This is a genomic window from Nocardia sp. CWNU-33 (genome assembly GCF_046764895.1).
GTDB lineage: Bacteria > Actinomycetota > Actinomycetes > Mycobacteriales > Mycobacteriaceae > Nocardia.
This window is the reverse complement of sequence record NZ_JBKOQN010000042.1, coordinates 1-13,497: the sequence shown is the minus strand read 5'-3', so window position 1 is coordinate 13,497 and position 13,497 is coordinate 1. Positions and strand designations below refer to the sequence as shown.

General features: G+C 65.5%; 13 protein-coding genes and 1 pseudogene. 7 read left to right on the top strand and 7 right to left on the bottom strand.

Annotated elements, in window-relative coordinates:
* Nucleotides 1-239: 239 nt before the first annotated feature.
* A complete protein-coding gene (locus ACLMAL_RS34420; protein ID WP_412002882.1) occupies nucleotides 240-914 on the top strand; it encodes a hypothetical protein in 675 nt (224 codons plus the stop codon).
* Between the two features lie 8 nt (nucleotides 915-922).
* Here the strand turns inward: ACLMAL_RS34420 and ACLMAL_RS34415 are convergent, their stop codons facing one another.
* Together ACLMAL_RS34415 and ACLMAL_RS34410 are read right to left on the bottom strand one after the other, a co-directional pair.
* Nucleotides 923-2,662, bottom strand: a complete 1,740-nt coding sequence (locus ACLMAL_RS34415; protein ID WP_412002881.1) for a GMC oxidoreductase — start codon at nucleotides 2,660-2,662, stop codon at nucleotides 923-925.
* Nucleotides 2,663-2,770: 108 nt separating this feature from the next.
* Nucleotides 2,771-3,700 (bottom strand): NAD-dependent epimerase/dehydratase family protein, encoded by a 930-nt coding sequence (locus ACLMAL_RS34410; RefSeq protein WP_412002880.1) that lies wholly within the window; start codon nucleotides 3,698-3,700, stop codon nucleotides 2,771-2,773.
* Between the two features lie 128 nt (nucleotides 3,701-3,828).
* Here ACLMAL_RS34410 and ACLMAL_RS34405 point away from each other — a divergent pair, with 128 nt between their 5' ends.
* From ACLMAL_RS34405 to ACLMAL_RS34390, 4 genes and pseudogenes are all read left to right on the top strand, one after another.
* Entirely contained in the window at nucleotides 3,829-4,524 is a 696-nt protein-coding gene (locus tag ACLMAL_RS34405; protein WP_412002879.1) for a TetR/AcrR family transcriptional regulator, read from the top strand.
* A 27-nt stretch (nucleotides 4,525-4,551) separates the two neighbouring features.
* A complete protein-coding gene (locus ACLMAL_RS34400; protein ID WP_412002878.1) occupies nucleotides 4,552-4,695 on the top strand; it encodes a CocE/NonD family hydrolase C-terminal non-catalytic domain-containing protein in 144 nt (47 codons plus the stop codon).
* Nucleotides 4,686-5,315, top strand: a pseudogene (locus ACLMAL_RS34395) (copper oxidase); the annotation flags it as partial. The gene ACLMAL_RS34400 and the pseudogene ACLMAL_RS34395, both read left to right, overlap by 10 nt.
* A 52-nt stretch (nucleotides 5,316-5,367) precedes the next feature.
* Entirely contained in the window at nucleotides 5,368-5,721 is a 354-nt protein-coding gene (locus ACLMAL_RS34390; RefSeq protein WP_412002877.1) for a hypothetical protein, read from the top strand.
* A 112-nt stretch (nucleotides 5,722-5,833) separates the two neighbouring features.
* Here the strand turns inward: ACLMAL_RS34390 and ACLMAL_RS34385 are convergent, their stop codons facing one another.
* The 5 genes from ACLMAL_RS34385 to ACLMAL_RS34365 all read right to left on the bottom strand — a co-directional run bounded on the left by ACLMAL_RS34385 (nucleotide 5,834) and on the right by ACLMAL_RS34365 (nucleotide 11,540).
* Entirely contained in the window at nucleotides 5,834-6,799 is a 966-nt protein-coding gene (locus ACLMAL_RS34385) for an antibiotic biosynthesis monooxygenase (protein ID WP_412002876.1), read from the bottom strand.
* 17 nt (nucleotides 6,800-6,816) lie between these two features.
* Nucleotides 6,817-9,534, bottom strand: coding sequence for a molybdopterin-dependent oxidoreductase (locus tag ACLMAL_RS34380; RefSeq protein WP_412002875.1), 2,718 nt, complete (start codon nucleotides 9,532-9,534; stop codon nucleotides 6,817-6,819).
* The gene (locus ACLMAL_RS34375) at nucleotides 9,531-10,358 is read right to left on the bottom strand and encodes an FAD binding domain-containing protein (RefSeq protein WP_412002874.1); all 828 of its coding nucleotides are present in this window, start codon (nucleotides 10,356-10,358) and stop codon (nucleotides 9,531-9,533) included. The genes ACLMAL_RS34380 and ACLMAL_RS34375 overlap by 4 nt, the downstream gene beginning before the upstream one ends.
* Nucleotides 10,359-10,714: 356 nt before the next feature.
* Nucleotides 10,715-11,209: a DUF4254 domain-containing protein gene (locus tag ACLMAL_RS34370; protein WP_412002873.1), complete on the bottom strand. Its 495-nt coding sequence runs from the start codon at nucleotides 11,207-11,209 to the stop codon at nucleotides 10,715-10,717.
* Nucleotides 11,210-11,273: 64 nt separating this feature from the next.
* The gene (locus ACLMAL_RS34365; protein ID WP_412002872.1) at nucleotides 11,274-11,540 is read right to left on the bottom strand and encodes a hypothetical protein; all 267 of its coding nucleotides are present in this window, start codon (nucleotides 11,538-11,540) and stop codon (nucleotides 11,274-11,276) included.
* Between the two features lie 154 nt (nucleotides 11,541-11,694).
* Here ACLMAL_RS34365 and ACLMAL_RS34360 point away from each other — a divergent pair, with 154 nt between their 5' ends.
* On the top strand, nucleotides 11,695-12,597 hold the full coding sequence (locus tag ACLMAL_RS34360) for a helix-turn-helix domain-containing protein (protein WP_406230278.1): 903 nt from the start codon (nucleotides 11,695-11,697) through the stop codon (nucleotides 12,595-12,597).
* A gap of 20 nt (nucleotides 12,598-12,617) precedes the next feature.
* Nucleotides 12,618-13,397 carry an SAM-dependent methyltransferase gene (locus tag ACLMAL_RS34355; RefSeq protein WP_412002871.1) on the top strand — a complete coding sequence of 260 codons (780 nt, stop codon included), beginning with the start codon at nucleotides 12,618-12,620 and terminating at the stop codon, nucleotides 13,395-13,397.
* Nucleotides 13,398-13,497 lie beyond the last annotated feature (100 nt).

The window sequence follows — 13,497 nt, the reverse complement described above, 5'->3', positions numbered from 1 at the left end:
GTAACCGAAACATTGTGTGCCAGAAGATAACTGGTGCACGTTTCGGCTATCTATCGGTCATTCGGTCGCATAAATGGCAAAGGTGTGCAATCTTGTTATTGCACAACGGCATTCATAGGAAACCCGAGCTTGCCCACGGGCGTCGGCGAAGGGGGTGCGGCGAAAGTATGTCGTCGTCGAACACATCCGGGTCCGGCGGCCATATCGCGGCGCGGCACGGCCGGGGTAGGGCATCGGCCGTGCCGTTGTGGCCGGGCATGATCTCCTCGGAGCTGCCGCAACGCCTCGACATATCACAGCGGCTGGAGCCGCCACAGCGGCTCCAGCCGCCACAGCGTGTGGACCCACGGCAGAGCCTCAGCCGTCAACGCCGCTCGCGGCGGCGCGCTGATCGCGCGCACCACGGACCGCTGCGATTCTGGTGGCTCGGCGCTTTCGCGATTGGTGGGTCATTGGCGACAGCGGCGATTGTGCTGGTCTACAGCGCCGCGGTGACCGACCCGCGTCAGTCCGCGACGGTTATCGATCCGGTACTCGGCGGTCGGCCCGGGTGTGAGGCGACCCGGACCGAACAGCTGGTGCGCGGCAACGGTATCGGTTCGAGCGCGACCGGGCCGGAAGTGATTCTGGCGTTCCAGCACGCCTACTACGTGGAGCGTTCGGGGCAGGCGGCGCGGGCACTCACCACACCGGACGCGGCGGTGCCGAAGATCGAGGTGATCGACGCGGGTATCGCGTCGATTCCGCCCGGCAGTCAGCACTGTGTCCTGATCGTGCCGATGAGTGATGGCCGATTCGATGTGGTGATCACCGAGAGTCGCCCCAATTCGACCGTGCGGACCTATCGACAGATCGTGACCGTGGCGGACCGCGAAGGCTCGATCGTCATCACCAAGATCGCGCCCCCTGGTTGAGCGCGGATTCAGGCGGTCGCACTCTCGTCGGCTGCGCTGCGGCCACCGCGGATCTCGACGATCGGCAGCACCAGCGCGGTCGGCGTGCCTGCGGGCACGACAGGATTCGTGGGCGCCACCGGCGAAATCTGCTGATAGGCAAGGCCTTGCGCCGGGCGGGTGTCCTGTTCGCCGTTATTCGGCCAATAGGCCGCGGCGCGTTCGGCCTGCGCGGTGATCGTCAGCGAGGGATTGACACCGAGATTCGCCGACACCGCGGCACCGTCCACGACGCTCAGGGTCGGATAGCCGTACACCCGGTGGTAGGCGTCGATGACACCGGTTTCGCGGTCGGCGCCGATCGGTGCACCGCCCAAGAAGTGCGCGGTCAACGGGATATTGAAGATCTCGCCCCAGCTGCCGCCCGCGATGCCGCCGATCTTCTCGGCGACCCGACGGGTGACATCGTTGCCCGCCGGAATCCAGGTCGGGTTCGGTTCGCCGTGGCCCTGCTTGCTGGTCAGCTTGCGGCCGAACAGGCCGCGCTTGGTGTAGGTGGTGATGGAGTTGTCCAGGTGCTGCATCACCAGCGTGATGATGGTGCGCTCACTCCAGTTCTTCACACTGAGGAAGGTGAGCAGGGTGAGCGGGTTGCGCAACACGACGCCGAGGAACCGCAGCCAGCGCGGCATCCGGCCGCCACCGTCGACCATCAGCGTCTGCATCAGGCCCATCACATTGGAGCCCTTGCCATAGCGGACCGGCTCGATGTGCGTGTCGTGGGTGGGGTGGATGGATGAGGTGATCGCGACGCCCTTGGTGAAATCCACACCAGGGGTGACCTTCTTGGTCGCCGCTCCGACGATGGATTCGGAGTTCGTCCTGGTGAGTTCGCCGAGTCGATCGGAAAGGTCGGGCAGCACACCCTTGTCGCGCATCGAGTGCAATAGCTTCTGGGTGCCGAGGGTGCCTGCGGCCAGGACGACCTGACGCGCGGTGTAGGTCGCGGGACGCTTGCGCACCCACGCGCCGGTGCGTTCGGTCGCGACGTCCCAGGTGCCGTCCGGCAGCGGGCGCAGTTCGGTGACCGTCGTCATCGGAATCACTTGCGCACCTGCGTTTTCCGCGAGATACAGGTAGTTCTTGACGAGCGTGTTCTTCGCTCCGTGCCGGCAGCCGGTCATGCATTCACCGCATTCGAGGCAGCCGGTGCGCTCAGGACCGACACCGCCGAAATACGGGTCCGACACGGCCTTGCCCGGCTCACCGAAGAACACGCCGACCGGAGTTTGCACGAAGGTGTCGCCTACGCCGAGATCCTCGGCCACCTCCTTGAAGATCTCGTCGGCCGGAGTCATGTGCGGATTGCGCACTACGCCGAGCATCTTCTGCGCGCGTTCGTAATACGGCGTGAGCTCGGCACGCCAGTCGGTGATGTCGCGCCACTGCGCATCCTGGAAGAAGGGCTCCGGCGGCACATACAGCGTGTTGGCGTAGTTGAGCGACCCGCCACCGACGCCCGCACCACCGAGGATGAGGACATTGCGCAGCGGGTGGATGCGCTGGATGCCGTAGCAGCCGAGCTTGGGCGCCCACAGGAACTTCCGCAGGTCCCAACTGGTCTCGGGCAGTTCGCTATCGGCGTAGCGCTGACCGGCTTCGAGCACGCCGACCGTGTAGCCCTTCTCGATCAGCCGCAGCGCGGTCACGCTGCCGCCGAATCCTGAACCGACGATGAGTACGTCGAAATCCGTCTCTCGCTGGTCCATATGGTGCTCCTCGATCGGTGTCGCCAGTGACACCGCTAACACTACTACTGGGTAGGTTACGGCCGATTGTGGGCTGTCAGGGGGTGGATATGAGCGGGCAGTGACATTTCACAGCTGAGTTTTCCACCAGGCGACGGTGGCGGCGACGGCCTTGTCGAGGGGAGTGGGGTGCAGGCCCAGCCGCTGCTGGCTGTCGCTGGAGTCGAGTACGAACGGGTGCGCGACCTGGTAGCTCACTTCCGCGAGCTCGCGCAATTGCGCGCTGAACAGGCCCAACAGTCGGATCGCGGTGATCGGCGCGGCGGACACCTTGGGTACGGTGACACCGGCGGCGGTGGCGATGGCGTCGATGAGTTGGCGCTGGGTGATCGGCGGCGCGGTCGGCGCATGCAGGAAGGTGTTCCAGACCGATTCGTCGGCGGCCGCCCGAATCATGGCGGCGGCGAGATCGGGAACGTAGGTAAAGGAGTGCGGGACGTCGAGTTTGCCGAGCGCCTGCACCTTCTTGCCGGCGAGGATGGGGGTGAAGAGTTGTTCGCCCGCCACCGAGGCGCGCACGTAAGGGCCGAGGAAGTCCGAGGCCGCGACGCTCACCGTCGGGGTGGCGTGGGCCGCCCGCGCCCGCACCAGCTGGGTCCGGACCGCGGGCTTGCCGAAATCGGCATCGCGGGGCCCGGTTTCGGTAATGGGGCCCTCGACCTTGCCGTAGGAATAGAGATTCTCGGCGAAAACGACCACGGTGTCGGCCTTTCCGGCCTCGTCCATGACCGCCTGTTCGGTGGGGGGCAGCTCGGCTTGCCATGTCTTCGCGGCGTAGCGCGAGGCGCCCACGCAGTGATAGATGGCGGTAGCTCCGTCGAATTGGCCCGAAAGCTGTTCGGGCAGTGTCACGTTCACTGCGCGCCGTTCGATAAGGTTATGCTCGGGCCCGCTGCCGGAGCGGGTGAGCAACCGCACGTGCTTACCCGCGGCGGCCAGGTGCTCGGCGATGGTGGCGCCGGTAGGTCCAGCTCCGGTGACGACGTGCAGTTCGGTCATTGGCTCCCTCACTCTCTTTAGAGAGCGATGCTCTCTATTTCCTGAAAGAATGCGGCAGTCGCACTGCATTGTCAAGAGCATTGCTCACGGTTGTTGACAATGCTCTCTAGAAAATGCACGGTGGAGTCGTGCCGACTACTCCCCGCGCCCGCGCCCACGCCCAAACTATGGCCGATATTGTCCGGATCGGCCGCGAACATCTGGCGACCGACGGCGCCGCCGCGCTGTCGTTGCGTGCGGTGGCGCGCGACCTCGGTGTCGTGTCCTCGGCGGTATACCGGTATGTGCGCAGCCGAGATGAGCTGCTCACCCTGCTCGTCGTCGAGGGCTACAACGCGCTGGGCGATGCTGTGGACGCGGCGCTTGCGGCAGCCCCCGAAGACCCGGCGCAGCGGCTGCGGGTGGTCGGCCGGACCGTGCGCGCCTGGGCGCTCGCCGAACCTGCATGGTATGGGCTACTTTTCGGCACGCCGGTTCCGGGCTACGACGCGCCCGCCGAACAGACCGTCTCTCCGGGAGTTCGGGTGATCGCCGCGCTGTTGCAGATCTACGGTCAGGCCTATCGCGGCGGACTGCTCACCGAGCCTTCCGAGCCTGTCACCGTATCTCCCGCGCTGGCAGCGAGTTTCGCGCAGATTCGAGTGGAGTTCGAGCTGGATGCGCCGGACTGGCTGTTCTCGCGCGGGATCACGGTATGGAGTGCGATGTTCGGTGCGGTGAGCTTCGATGTGTTCGACATGTACGGCCGCGACACGTTCGCCGATCGGTCCGAGTTGTTCGAGCTGCAGCTCGACCGGCTGGTGGAGCTGCTCGGATTCTCGTGATGTGGCACAAGCCAGTGTCGTCCACCTATGTCAGACGCTGCAGTTACCCGCTATAGGCCAAGGGCCTCACCGCCCGGTGAGCCGACCATCCTCGAAATCGGTCTCGCCGCCACCGACGGTGTACTGCAACCGGGCCATCGGCTGCGGATCGACATCTACGCCACCAGTTGAACGACCCGAATCGGCCGCAGTACGTGAGCACGCTGAAGCCTCCGGAGGGATCGCAGCTTGCCGACGGCACATACCGGCCGAGTCTGGCCCCGGTGAACTTCGCGGAGACGACGAACGGCTCCCGGTATGTCACCAACTGGTACAGCGGGCCACTGTCGCCGGCAAACCACCGTGGTCAGAACCAGTTCGTGCCGAGCAACCTGCAGAGCTTCATCAGCGGTCCTACGTCGCGGCCGCCCATCTCGGTCCCCGCGGATCTCGCGCTACCGGAGAACCAGCGCGACGTGCAGTTCACGATCAACGGGCAGTTCCAGCCCGCACTGAAGCTGAAACCGGGTCAGACCGAGATATGAGTTCTGGCGAACATCAGCGACATGGCCTATATCCCCGTCATGCTGACCGAAACGGCGACCGGCAACCATCCGAAGTTCGCCATCGTCGGCCAAGGCGGCGTCCCCTTCTCCGAGGTCGACCTGCCGGTCGACGGCGACGGCACGCGTCTGGTCATCCCGCCGGCATCGCGGTACGCGATCGCGGTCACGATGGGGAAATCCGGTGATCTGGTGCTCGAGATGCCACCCGCACCCGACGCCAGCCGCAGCACGGAGCCCAGCGTGCTCGGCGGCGAAAGGCACGACAGAGCCGCATTCCGGTCGTCCGGGTGAGCCGAAGGTGACCTCGGATTTCCTGGCCTTCGACGAGAACTACCGTGGCGGTGTCACGCTCTCGACAGGGTGGGTGGCCGGCGCCGAGGGCGGGGCGAAAAGCATCATCACGGGCATGATCGGCGGCGACGGCACGGTGCGGGTCTGGTCGAGCGGATCGCGGCTCGACGGCGAGCCTGCGATGTACACCGAGAGCCCGAACCACCACCTGGGCGCGGTTTCCTTCAGAGAGACAACGTCATTCGCCCCCTTTGTCGGCGGCACCGGGGTACAGGTGGCGACCACTAGGACGACCGCCGGCGCGGATCTGCTCGTCAATGGGCTCGCCGGGAATGAAGCGAGATCCGACGGTACTGGCTGAGTCGAGCTGCTGAGGGTGCTACGTGTCACCGCGCCTGTTGAACACGCTTGCCCCGATTCCTGCACCGACCGGGCCTGCACCACTCGCCGGTCGATAGCGGGTACCCGCCCGGTCAGGGGAGGGACCAGAGCTGCCTGGTCACTACATAGAAGATGGCAACCCAGGTCAGGGTGAGTGCGGCGACAACTGCGAGGCCCTGGAGGTTCGTCTTCACGGCCGGCGCGTCCGAAGGTGGCCGCAGCCACCGCTCGAGCAGCCGGTTCACGTAGTACGGCATGGTGAAGAAACTCATGATGAAACTGGACAGCAGGTTGCCGATGAGCAGCCCCAGCCACAGCGGCATTTTCAACGGCGACAGCGCGAGGGTGAGCAGCACGACGGTCGGGTAGAGACCGACCCAGACCGCGATGGCCGTCTTGGTGTCCGACGGAGCGGTGTTGTCGTTCTCGTCGAAGGCGAACCAGCTGCCGAACGAATTGTCGATGGTGCGCAACTCGAAGTCGCTGAACTTCTCGCCCTCGGCGAGGAGTTCCCGGCGCCGGTTCGAGGTGAGCCACCTGGCCAGGTTCGCAGAGGTGTCGAAACGGTAGAGCGCGGTCCATTCGTCCTGAATGCCTTCGATGGGACGGAAGAGCTCGCTGCCGCGGAAGCCTTCGAATTTGGCCTCCTCCTGGGCCAGGTGCTGCTGCCACGCAACGAAATCGGCGACGCTGTCGCGATTTACGCGGTGGGTGACGACAACTGTGACGAGCGGATCCGTAGGTCGCGTGCCGCCACTGATGACTTGCTGGGTGGCGGGGCCGTCGAAGTATTGCCTGCCCTTGTCGAGAAAGTCCTGACGGGTGGCGCTGTTTATCCAGGCCTGCAGGTGGGCGACGGTATCGAAGCGGTAGACCACGACCCATTCGGTTTGCGCGGCGGTCGGGGCGGCGATCTCGGCGCCGAGGAATCCGGCGTAACCGGAGGCCGCGTCGTTCACCTCCTGCTGCCAGGTTTTGAAGGCCTGCCCGAAACCGGCGCGTACCTTGTGGCCGATGATGACAGTCGCGGCACTATCGGTGACTTCTCCGGCTTCCATCACGATCTCCTCACGGCTCAGCCCGCACTGAAACCGGTGTCTTCGTCGAGCCGGCGGTAGATGCGCTCCGGCGTGAACGGCAGCGCTCGATATCGGACCCCCGTCGCATCCTCGAGTGCGTTGGCCAGTGCAGGCGCCACCGGGTTGATGCAGCATTCCGCGATGCCCTTCGAATGCATCGGCCCGACAGAATCGGTCGAGTCGACAGTGAGCACCTCGGTGCGGGGAATATCGGCATAGGTCGGGATGCGGTAATTGCGTAGGTTCGGATTGACCATGACGCCGTTTTCGTCGACGTGGAAGTTCTCGGTCAGCGCGAAGCCGATGCCCTGGGCAACGCCGCCCTCGATCTGGCCGCGCACCTGCGCCGGGTTGATGACGATTCCTGCGTCGGCGGCGTGCACGCTATAGAGGATGCGGACCTCACCTGTCACCCGGTGGACGGCGATGCGGAAGCCGTGACTGTTGAAGACCACGCTGCGCGGCGACCCGAAAGCCTTGCGCGCCTCCGTCAATCGTATGCCGCGCCGACGCGCCAGCTCGACCAGCTCGGACAGGGACACGCGGCGGCCGTCGCAGACGACGCCGTCGTCGTCCATCGAGCACGACGCGACATCGACCCGCTCATGCGCCGCGGCAAAGGCCAGGATCCGAGCGCGCAGGGCTTCGGCTGCCCGCAGTACCGCGTTCCCGGCGACGAAGAGGCCGGCGCTGGCGAATGCCCCTGTATCGAAACCCGTTCGGTCCGTGTCGGACTGCACGATGCGTATCCGCGACGGCGTGGTGCCGAGTTGGTCGGCGGCGATTTGCACGTGGGCGGTCGAGGTGCCCTCACCGAACTCGACGGTGCCGATGGCAAGCTCGTAGACGCCGTCATCGCCGAGGGTCAGCCATGCCTCGGAGAGATGGTCGGTCGGGGGCGCGGTCTCGTGCAGTGAGCTGGCGGCACCCGTGCCGATGAGCCACCCGTCTCCCGGTGGCGGCGGGTCCGCGTTGCGCCGGAGGGCCGTATCGACGAGATCGATGCATTGCGAGAGGCCGTCCTCGCTGAACATGACGTCGTCGGGACCGTCGTCGAGCGCGATCAGGGCGTCACCGGGACGCACGATATTGCGCCGCCGTAACTCGAAAGGATCTATGGCGAGCGCGATCGCCAGCTCGTTCATGGCCGACTCCACCGCGAATGCGGGCTGGGTCATCCCGTAGCCACGCAGTGCGCCGCTGGGCACAGTGTTGGTGTAAACCGAGTAGGCGTCGAACTTCTTGCTGGGGCAGCGATAGATCGCCATGGCGGCCCCACCTGCGAACAGGGTCTCGCCACCGTGGTTGCCATAGGCGCCCGTGTTCGACACATTGCGGACCTGGAACGCGGTGAGCGTGCCGTCGGCCCGTGCGCCGAGTTTGATCGTGAGCGCCATCGGGTGTCGCGGTGACGCTGTGGTGAATTCCTCCTCCCGGGTGAACTCGAGACAAACCGGCCGCCCGGTGTCCAAGGCGGCGAGGGCGACAAGATCCTCGGATATAACCTCTTGCTTGCCGCCGAACCCACCGCCGACCCGCTTGCTGAACACGCGCAGCTGATCGGGACGGAGGTCGAAGAGATAGGCGAGCTTGCCTTTGGCGATCGACGGGGACTGCGAACTGGTGCGCACGTGCAGGCGACTGTCGTCCATCCATGCGATCGATCCGTGCGTCTCGAGATGCGCATGCTGCACGCGCGGTGAAAAGTATGTGCCCTCGTGGATCACATCGGCCTCGGCGAACCCCGCCTCGACGTCACCGATGTGCCCGTGGATCTCCAGCAGGATGTTGTGCTCGGGATCTTGCATGAACGGATCGCTCGAGCCGTGCAGTGGCGGCGCGTCGTCGGCCATCGCCTCTTCCGGGTCGAAGACCGCAGGCAGCACCTCGTACTGGACAATCACTGCGCGGCAGCCCGCTTCCGCGGCTGCGACGGTGTCGGCCAGCACCGCGACCACCCGTTGACCGACGAAACGTACCGTGTTGTCGAGGATGTAGGTGTCGCTTGGATCGACGAGGTGATCGGTATGTATCGCTGTCGTGAACCTCTTGCGCGGCACATCCGCCCAGGTGTACACCCGATTCACACCGGGCACCGCGAGCGCCGCGGTCTTATCGATGGATACGATGCGGGCATGGGCGTGGGGTGAGCGCATCACCTTGAGATGCAGCATGCCGTCGATGGCCGTGTCCATCGTGAACTCGGCGCGGCCCGTCACCACCTCGGTGGCCGCCGGCGCGCCGACGCTCACACCGACTGCTCGGCCCGGCCGGGCGACCTCGATCTCGGCGACACCGTTCATCGCATCTTCGATCGCCCGGTAGCCGGTGCAACGGCAGAGGTTCCCTTTCAGTGCGCGGGGCAGGTCTGCCTTCTGGGCGTCGGTGAGCGCCACCGCGGTCATGATCATGCCCGCGGTGCAAAAGCCGCACTGGAAGCCTGGGGCGTCGCGGAACTGCCGTTGCATCGGGTGCAGGTCATCCGGCGAACCGAGGCCTTCGATCGTCGTGACCGCACACCCGTCCGCACGAAACGCGGGCGTGATGCAGCTGTGCACCGGAATGTTGTCGAGCCACACCGTGCACGCACCGCAATCGCCTGCGTCACAACCTTTCTTGACGCCGCGGTAGCCGAGCGAGCGCACGAATGTGCGCAGGCATTGACCAGGGTTCGGCTCGTCGTCGAAGGTGGTTCCGTTCACGGTGTATGTCATGCCCGGCATCCTTCGGCGAGTTCGACGCGGATCTCCTCCGCGAAGTGCCGGGCCAGGTGGTGACGATGGTCGGGCGTGCCGTTCGGGTCGCTGAACCACAGATCTTCGGGTATCGCATCGATGCACTGCCGCAGTTCCTCGGCGTCGGGCATGGTGTCGAAGGTCAGGCGCACCGGACGGGTGGTGCCCGCCGTGATGGTCAGCAGCAGGTCGGCGGTGCCGGGCGCCTGGGTGGCGATCATGAACAGCGTCGAGCGACCCAGGTGCGTGAGGGTGAAACGCCGGTGCGTGTGCCGCTTGCGAAGCGCGCTGACCGGGATGTCGATGTGCCGCAAAATCTCGCCGGGGGCGAGGACGTTGCGGTGGTCGCCCGTGACAAAGGCGGCCGCGTCGACGGTGCGTTCGGACCCGTCCGCAGCCCACACTGTGTACGTGGCTTCGAGCGCGACCGTCATGGTGATCATCGGGCCTGCGGGCAGCGACATACAGATGTTGCCACCCACAGTCGCCGCATTCCAGATCTTGAACGACGACAGGAACGCCTCGCAGCTGGTGGCGAACAGCGAGCCCGCGCGCCAGTCGCTCGGCGGCACGAAGGCCGCCAGCTCGCCGATGGTGCACGTCGCGCCGATCTCGAGCCCGGCATCGCTGGGCACCAAACCGTCCCAACCAAGTGCGGTGAGATCGACGAGACGCCGCAGCTGCGGCTGCTCGGTGGAGAACAACCATGTTCCGCCGGCGAGCCACGCGTCACCCTCGCGCCAACCCGCACCCGGTCGGTCCGGAGGGCGCCGAACGATGTCGGTGATCGTGTTGAGATCCATAGCGCTGCTCCCTCGAAGAAGGTGCCGTGCTGCCACTCGCCCGCGAGTTCGATCGTGCCGCTATTCGCCCTGTCGGGCGCGTCGCCGTTCACGTGTTCGCCTGGCGTCAACTTACCCGATCTACCAGCACCGACTCAGGAAAAGGCCGTTGTAGTTCCAGGGGTTGTGCTACCGCGACTCGGACCTCACGGTCGAGGCAGCCGCGAGCGCTGTCGCGACATGTCGGTGCGACACCGTTGGCATTCGACCAGTGCAGACCTGCACCCGGGGCTCGCACCATCGGCCCCGCAAGACCTCCGACCGAGTTGGTCGGGTTCGCGGGGGCTATCGGTGTCCTGGTCGTAGCGATCTGCAGATCATCGCTGGGCCGCAGTGCGGGGGAGTTGACGCTTACCCCCGAGCACCTCGGCGATCAGTGCGTCATAACCAAGGCGGATTTCTTCGAGGCGATTGCGCGCTCGGCACGCCCGCGTATCGTGCTCCGATAGCGCGCGGGTGGCGTGTTCGGCCTGTACCAGCCGCTCCGCGAGTCGGTCGACGACGGGCCCGAGTCCTTCGGTGTGCATGGTCGGACCGGTGTGCGCGGTGGGCACGTTTCGGCTTACCCACAGGTCGATCGCGCGCATCAGGATGGATCGGTGGGTGTCGATTTCGGCTGTGCGCGTGGGCTCGTCGATGCGTCGGCGGTGCAGGCTGCCCGCGTGACTCGCCGACACTGCGAGTGGGTGGTTGTTCGACCGGTCGTCCTGGATTGCGTCCAGAAGTTCATCGGCGCTCGGTAGTAGTCCAGGCCTGCCTGCCGCCGTTGCCATCTGTGGCTGCCGAAACTGTTGTGCGTCATGGATAGTCATCTGTGCTCCGCTCGCAGACGCCGCTCCGAACAGGCGTCGCCGTGTATGGATCCGATCCATGCCCTTAATCGTCGTCCAGGTCGGCCGACATGAATGCGGCGGCCGCCAGCCAGCGATCACACGGCAGCGTGTGTTCGGCGGCCAGGATCGCTCGTGCGGTGAGGTCGTTCAGGTCCGGTTCGGTGCCGTCCGGCCGGCAGCAGTGATGACCGGCGGCGATCCGCTTCCCGGCTGCCGGCACGGTTCCGGAGACGGGCTTGCGGGCTGAAATGGGTTGCGGTGCTGGGGCTTTCCTGCGCATCTCGTCTTCGGCGATCGGTCTGGTCGTCATCAGCCGATGCCCCTCTCCGGGTTGCGGGGACTGCGAGCGATGACACCCGCTGCCTCGGCATTCCGTGATATCGTGAATGTGTTAAATGTACCGTGATTATCACGCTTCAGGAAGCGGAGTGGCGATATCGGTGCCGTTGAATATGTTGGGGGCCATGGCTACGCGACTGCGGACCGCACGAAAACTGTTGTTGGGACGCGAGATCGAGCACATGATCAAGACCGCTGGCATCAGTCAGGCCGACGCGGGGAAGATCATCGAGGTAGGCCAGAGCCGAATCAATGGGCTCATCAATGGCATTGGCACGATCTCGGTCGGCGATCTCGAAAAGTTGGCGGGCGGGCTGGGTTTCGGTGACGCGCGCTACGTCGACACCCTGCTCGAGCTCAGGCGTGACAATCATCGCCGCGGCTACTGGAGCACCAGCCATCGACGCGCGTACAGCGAAGAGCTACGACTACTTGTCGATCTGGAGGCGCACGCCGATCTGCTACGCACGGCCGAGTCGGAGATCATGCCCGGCCTCGTGCAATGCGAGTCCTACATTCGTGCTCTGCACAAGCCCGAGATCCCCGGCGCGGGCGAGGCCGATGGCAGCACTGTCGAAGACTCGGTACAGGCGCGACTGGCCCGGCAGGAAGTCCTGGTCAAGCGCAATCCGCCCGAGTTCCGCGCGATTCTGTCCGAGTCCTGCCTGCGTCGCGAATACGGTGACCGCAACGTCATGCTCGATCAGCTCGAGCACCTGCACGAGCTGTCTCGACGACCGAACATCCTTATCCAGGTGCTGCCGTTCGCGATCCCGACCAACGGTGCGGGCATGGAGGACCGATACACGTTGATCCGAGTGCCTTCGCCCGGTGCCGCGGGAGACCTCGAGATGGCCATCGATGAACTGCAAGGCGACATCCGCTACATCGATGAAAAACCCGCCGTCGCGCGCCGCGAGACCGTGTGGTCGCGGCTGAGCGCCGCCGCACTCAGCGCCGAGGATTCACGGCAGTTCATGGAACACGTCGCCCGCTCTTTTCGTCGCAGAACAGCCAACCGCTCGTAGCCGCACGAACAGGAGCCCCCATGGCCACCGACTTCGAGTCCCGCGAGATCGACCCGCGTGTGCCGTCGGCCGCCCGCCTCTACCACTACTACCTGACCGGCGAACCGGTCTTCGATGCCGACAAGCTGTTCGCCGAACGGGTTTTCGCGCGCTTCTCCCACCTCGACACCTGGGCGCACCACAATCGCGAGTTTCTCGGGCGCGCTACGCGATTCATGGTCGGGCAGGGTATTCGGCAGTTTCTCGACATCGGCTCCGGCCTGCCGACCGGCGGCAACACCCACGATATCGCCCGCGAGTCCGCTCCCGACGCGCGTGTCGTCTATGTCGACAACGACCTGGAAGCGGTGAACCGCGCCCATGACCTGCTGCTGCAGCAGCACGCGCTCGACACGACGGCCATCGTCGAAGCCGACCTGCGCCACCCCGATGTGATCCTCGATCACGCGGACACGCGCCGTCTCATCGACTTCGACCAGCCGGTCGGCTTGCTGATCGTGAGCGTGTGGCCCTTCGTGGCGGAGTCCGAACGGCCGCTGGAGTTGATGGCTCGATTGCGCGACCGGCTGCCGTCCGGCAGCTACGCGGCCATGACCCATGTGTCGCTGGAGGACGCGGGCACCGAGATACAGCGGCAGATGGCCTCGGCCGCCGAGCTGTACGACGAAACCTCGGATCCGGTCACGCTGCGCAGTCGCGCGCAGTTCGCTGCGCTCTTCGACGGCTTCGAACTGGTCGAGCCCGGCATCGTCTACGCCCCGGACTGGCGACCGGACCTAGGTTCTGTCTCGAAGTCGTGAGGGCGGGCCTGCGGCTCGCCCTCACGACTGCCGCAACCATTGATTGATCACCGCGACATGGATCGTGGCCTGGTAACGAACCGCGAGCTTGTCGAACCGG

Excerpts from the sequence above, each read along its gene's own strand:
- ACLMAL_RS34415 (WP_412002881.1), bottom strand. The coding sequence starts at position 2,662 with ATGGACCAGCGAGAGACGGATTTCGACGTACTCATCGTCGGTTCAGGA.
- ACLMAL_RS34410 (WP_412002880.1), bottom strand. The coding sequence starts at position 3,700 with ATGACCGAACTGCACGTCGTCACCGGAGCTGGACCTACCGGCGCCACC.
- ACLMAL_RS34400 (WP_412002878.1), top strand. The coding sequence starts at position 4,552 with ATGTCAGACGCTGCAGTTACCCGCTATAGGCCAAGGGCCTCACCGCCC.
- ACLMAL_RS34385 (WP_412002876.1), bottom strand. The coding sequence starts at position 6,799 with ATGGAAGCCGGAGAAGTCACCGATAGTGCCGCGACTGTCATCATCGGC.
- ACLMAL_RS34380 (WP_412002875.1), bottom strand. The coding sequence starts at position 9,534 with ATGACATACACCGTGAACGGAACCACCTTCGACGACGAGCCGAACCCT.
- ACLMAL_RS34375 (WP_412002874.1), bottom strand. The coding sequence starts at position 10,358 with ATGGATCTCAACACGATCACCGACATCGTTCGGCGCCCTCCGGACCGA.
- ACLMAL_RS34370 (WP_412002873.1), bottom strand. The coding sequence starts at position 11,209 with ATGACTATCCATGACGCACAACAGTTTCGGCAGCCACAGATGGCAACG.
- ACLMAL_RS34365 (WP_412002872.1), bottom strand. The coding sequence starts at position 11,540 with ATGACGACCAGACCGATCGCCGAAGACGAGATGCGCAGGAAAGCCCCA.
- ACLMAL_RS34360 (WP_406230278.1), top strand. The coding sequence starts at position 11,695 with ATGGCTACGCGACTGCGGACCGCACGAAAACTGTTGTTGGGACGCGAG.
- ACLMAL_RS34355 (WP_412002871.1), top strand. The coding sequence starts at position 12,618 with ATGGCCACCGACTTCGAGTCCCGCGAGATCGACCCGCGTGTGCCGTCG.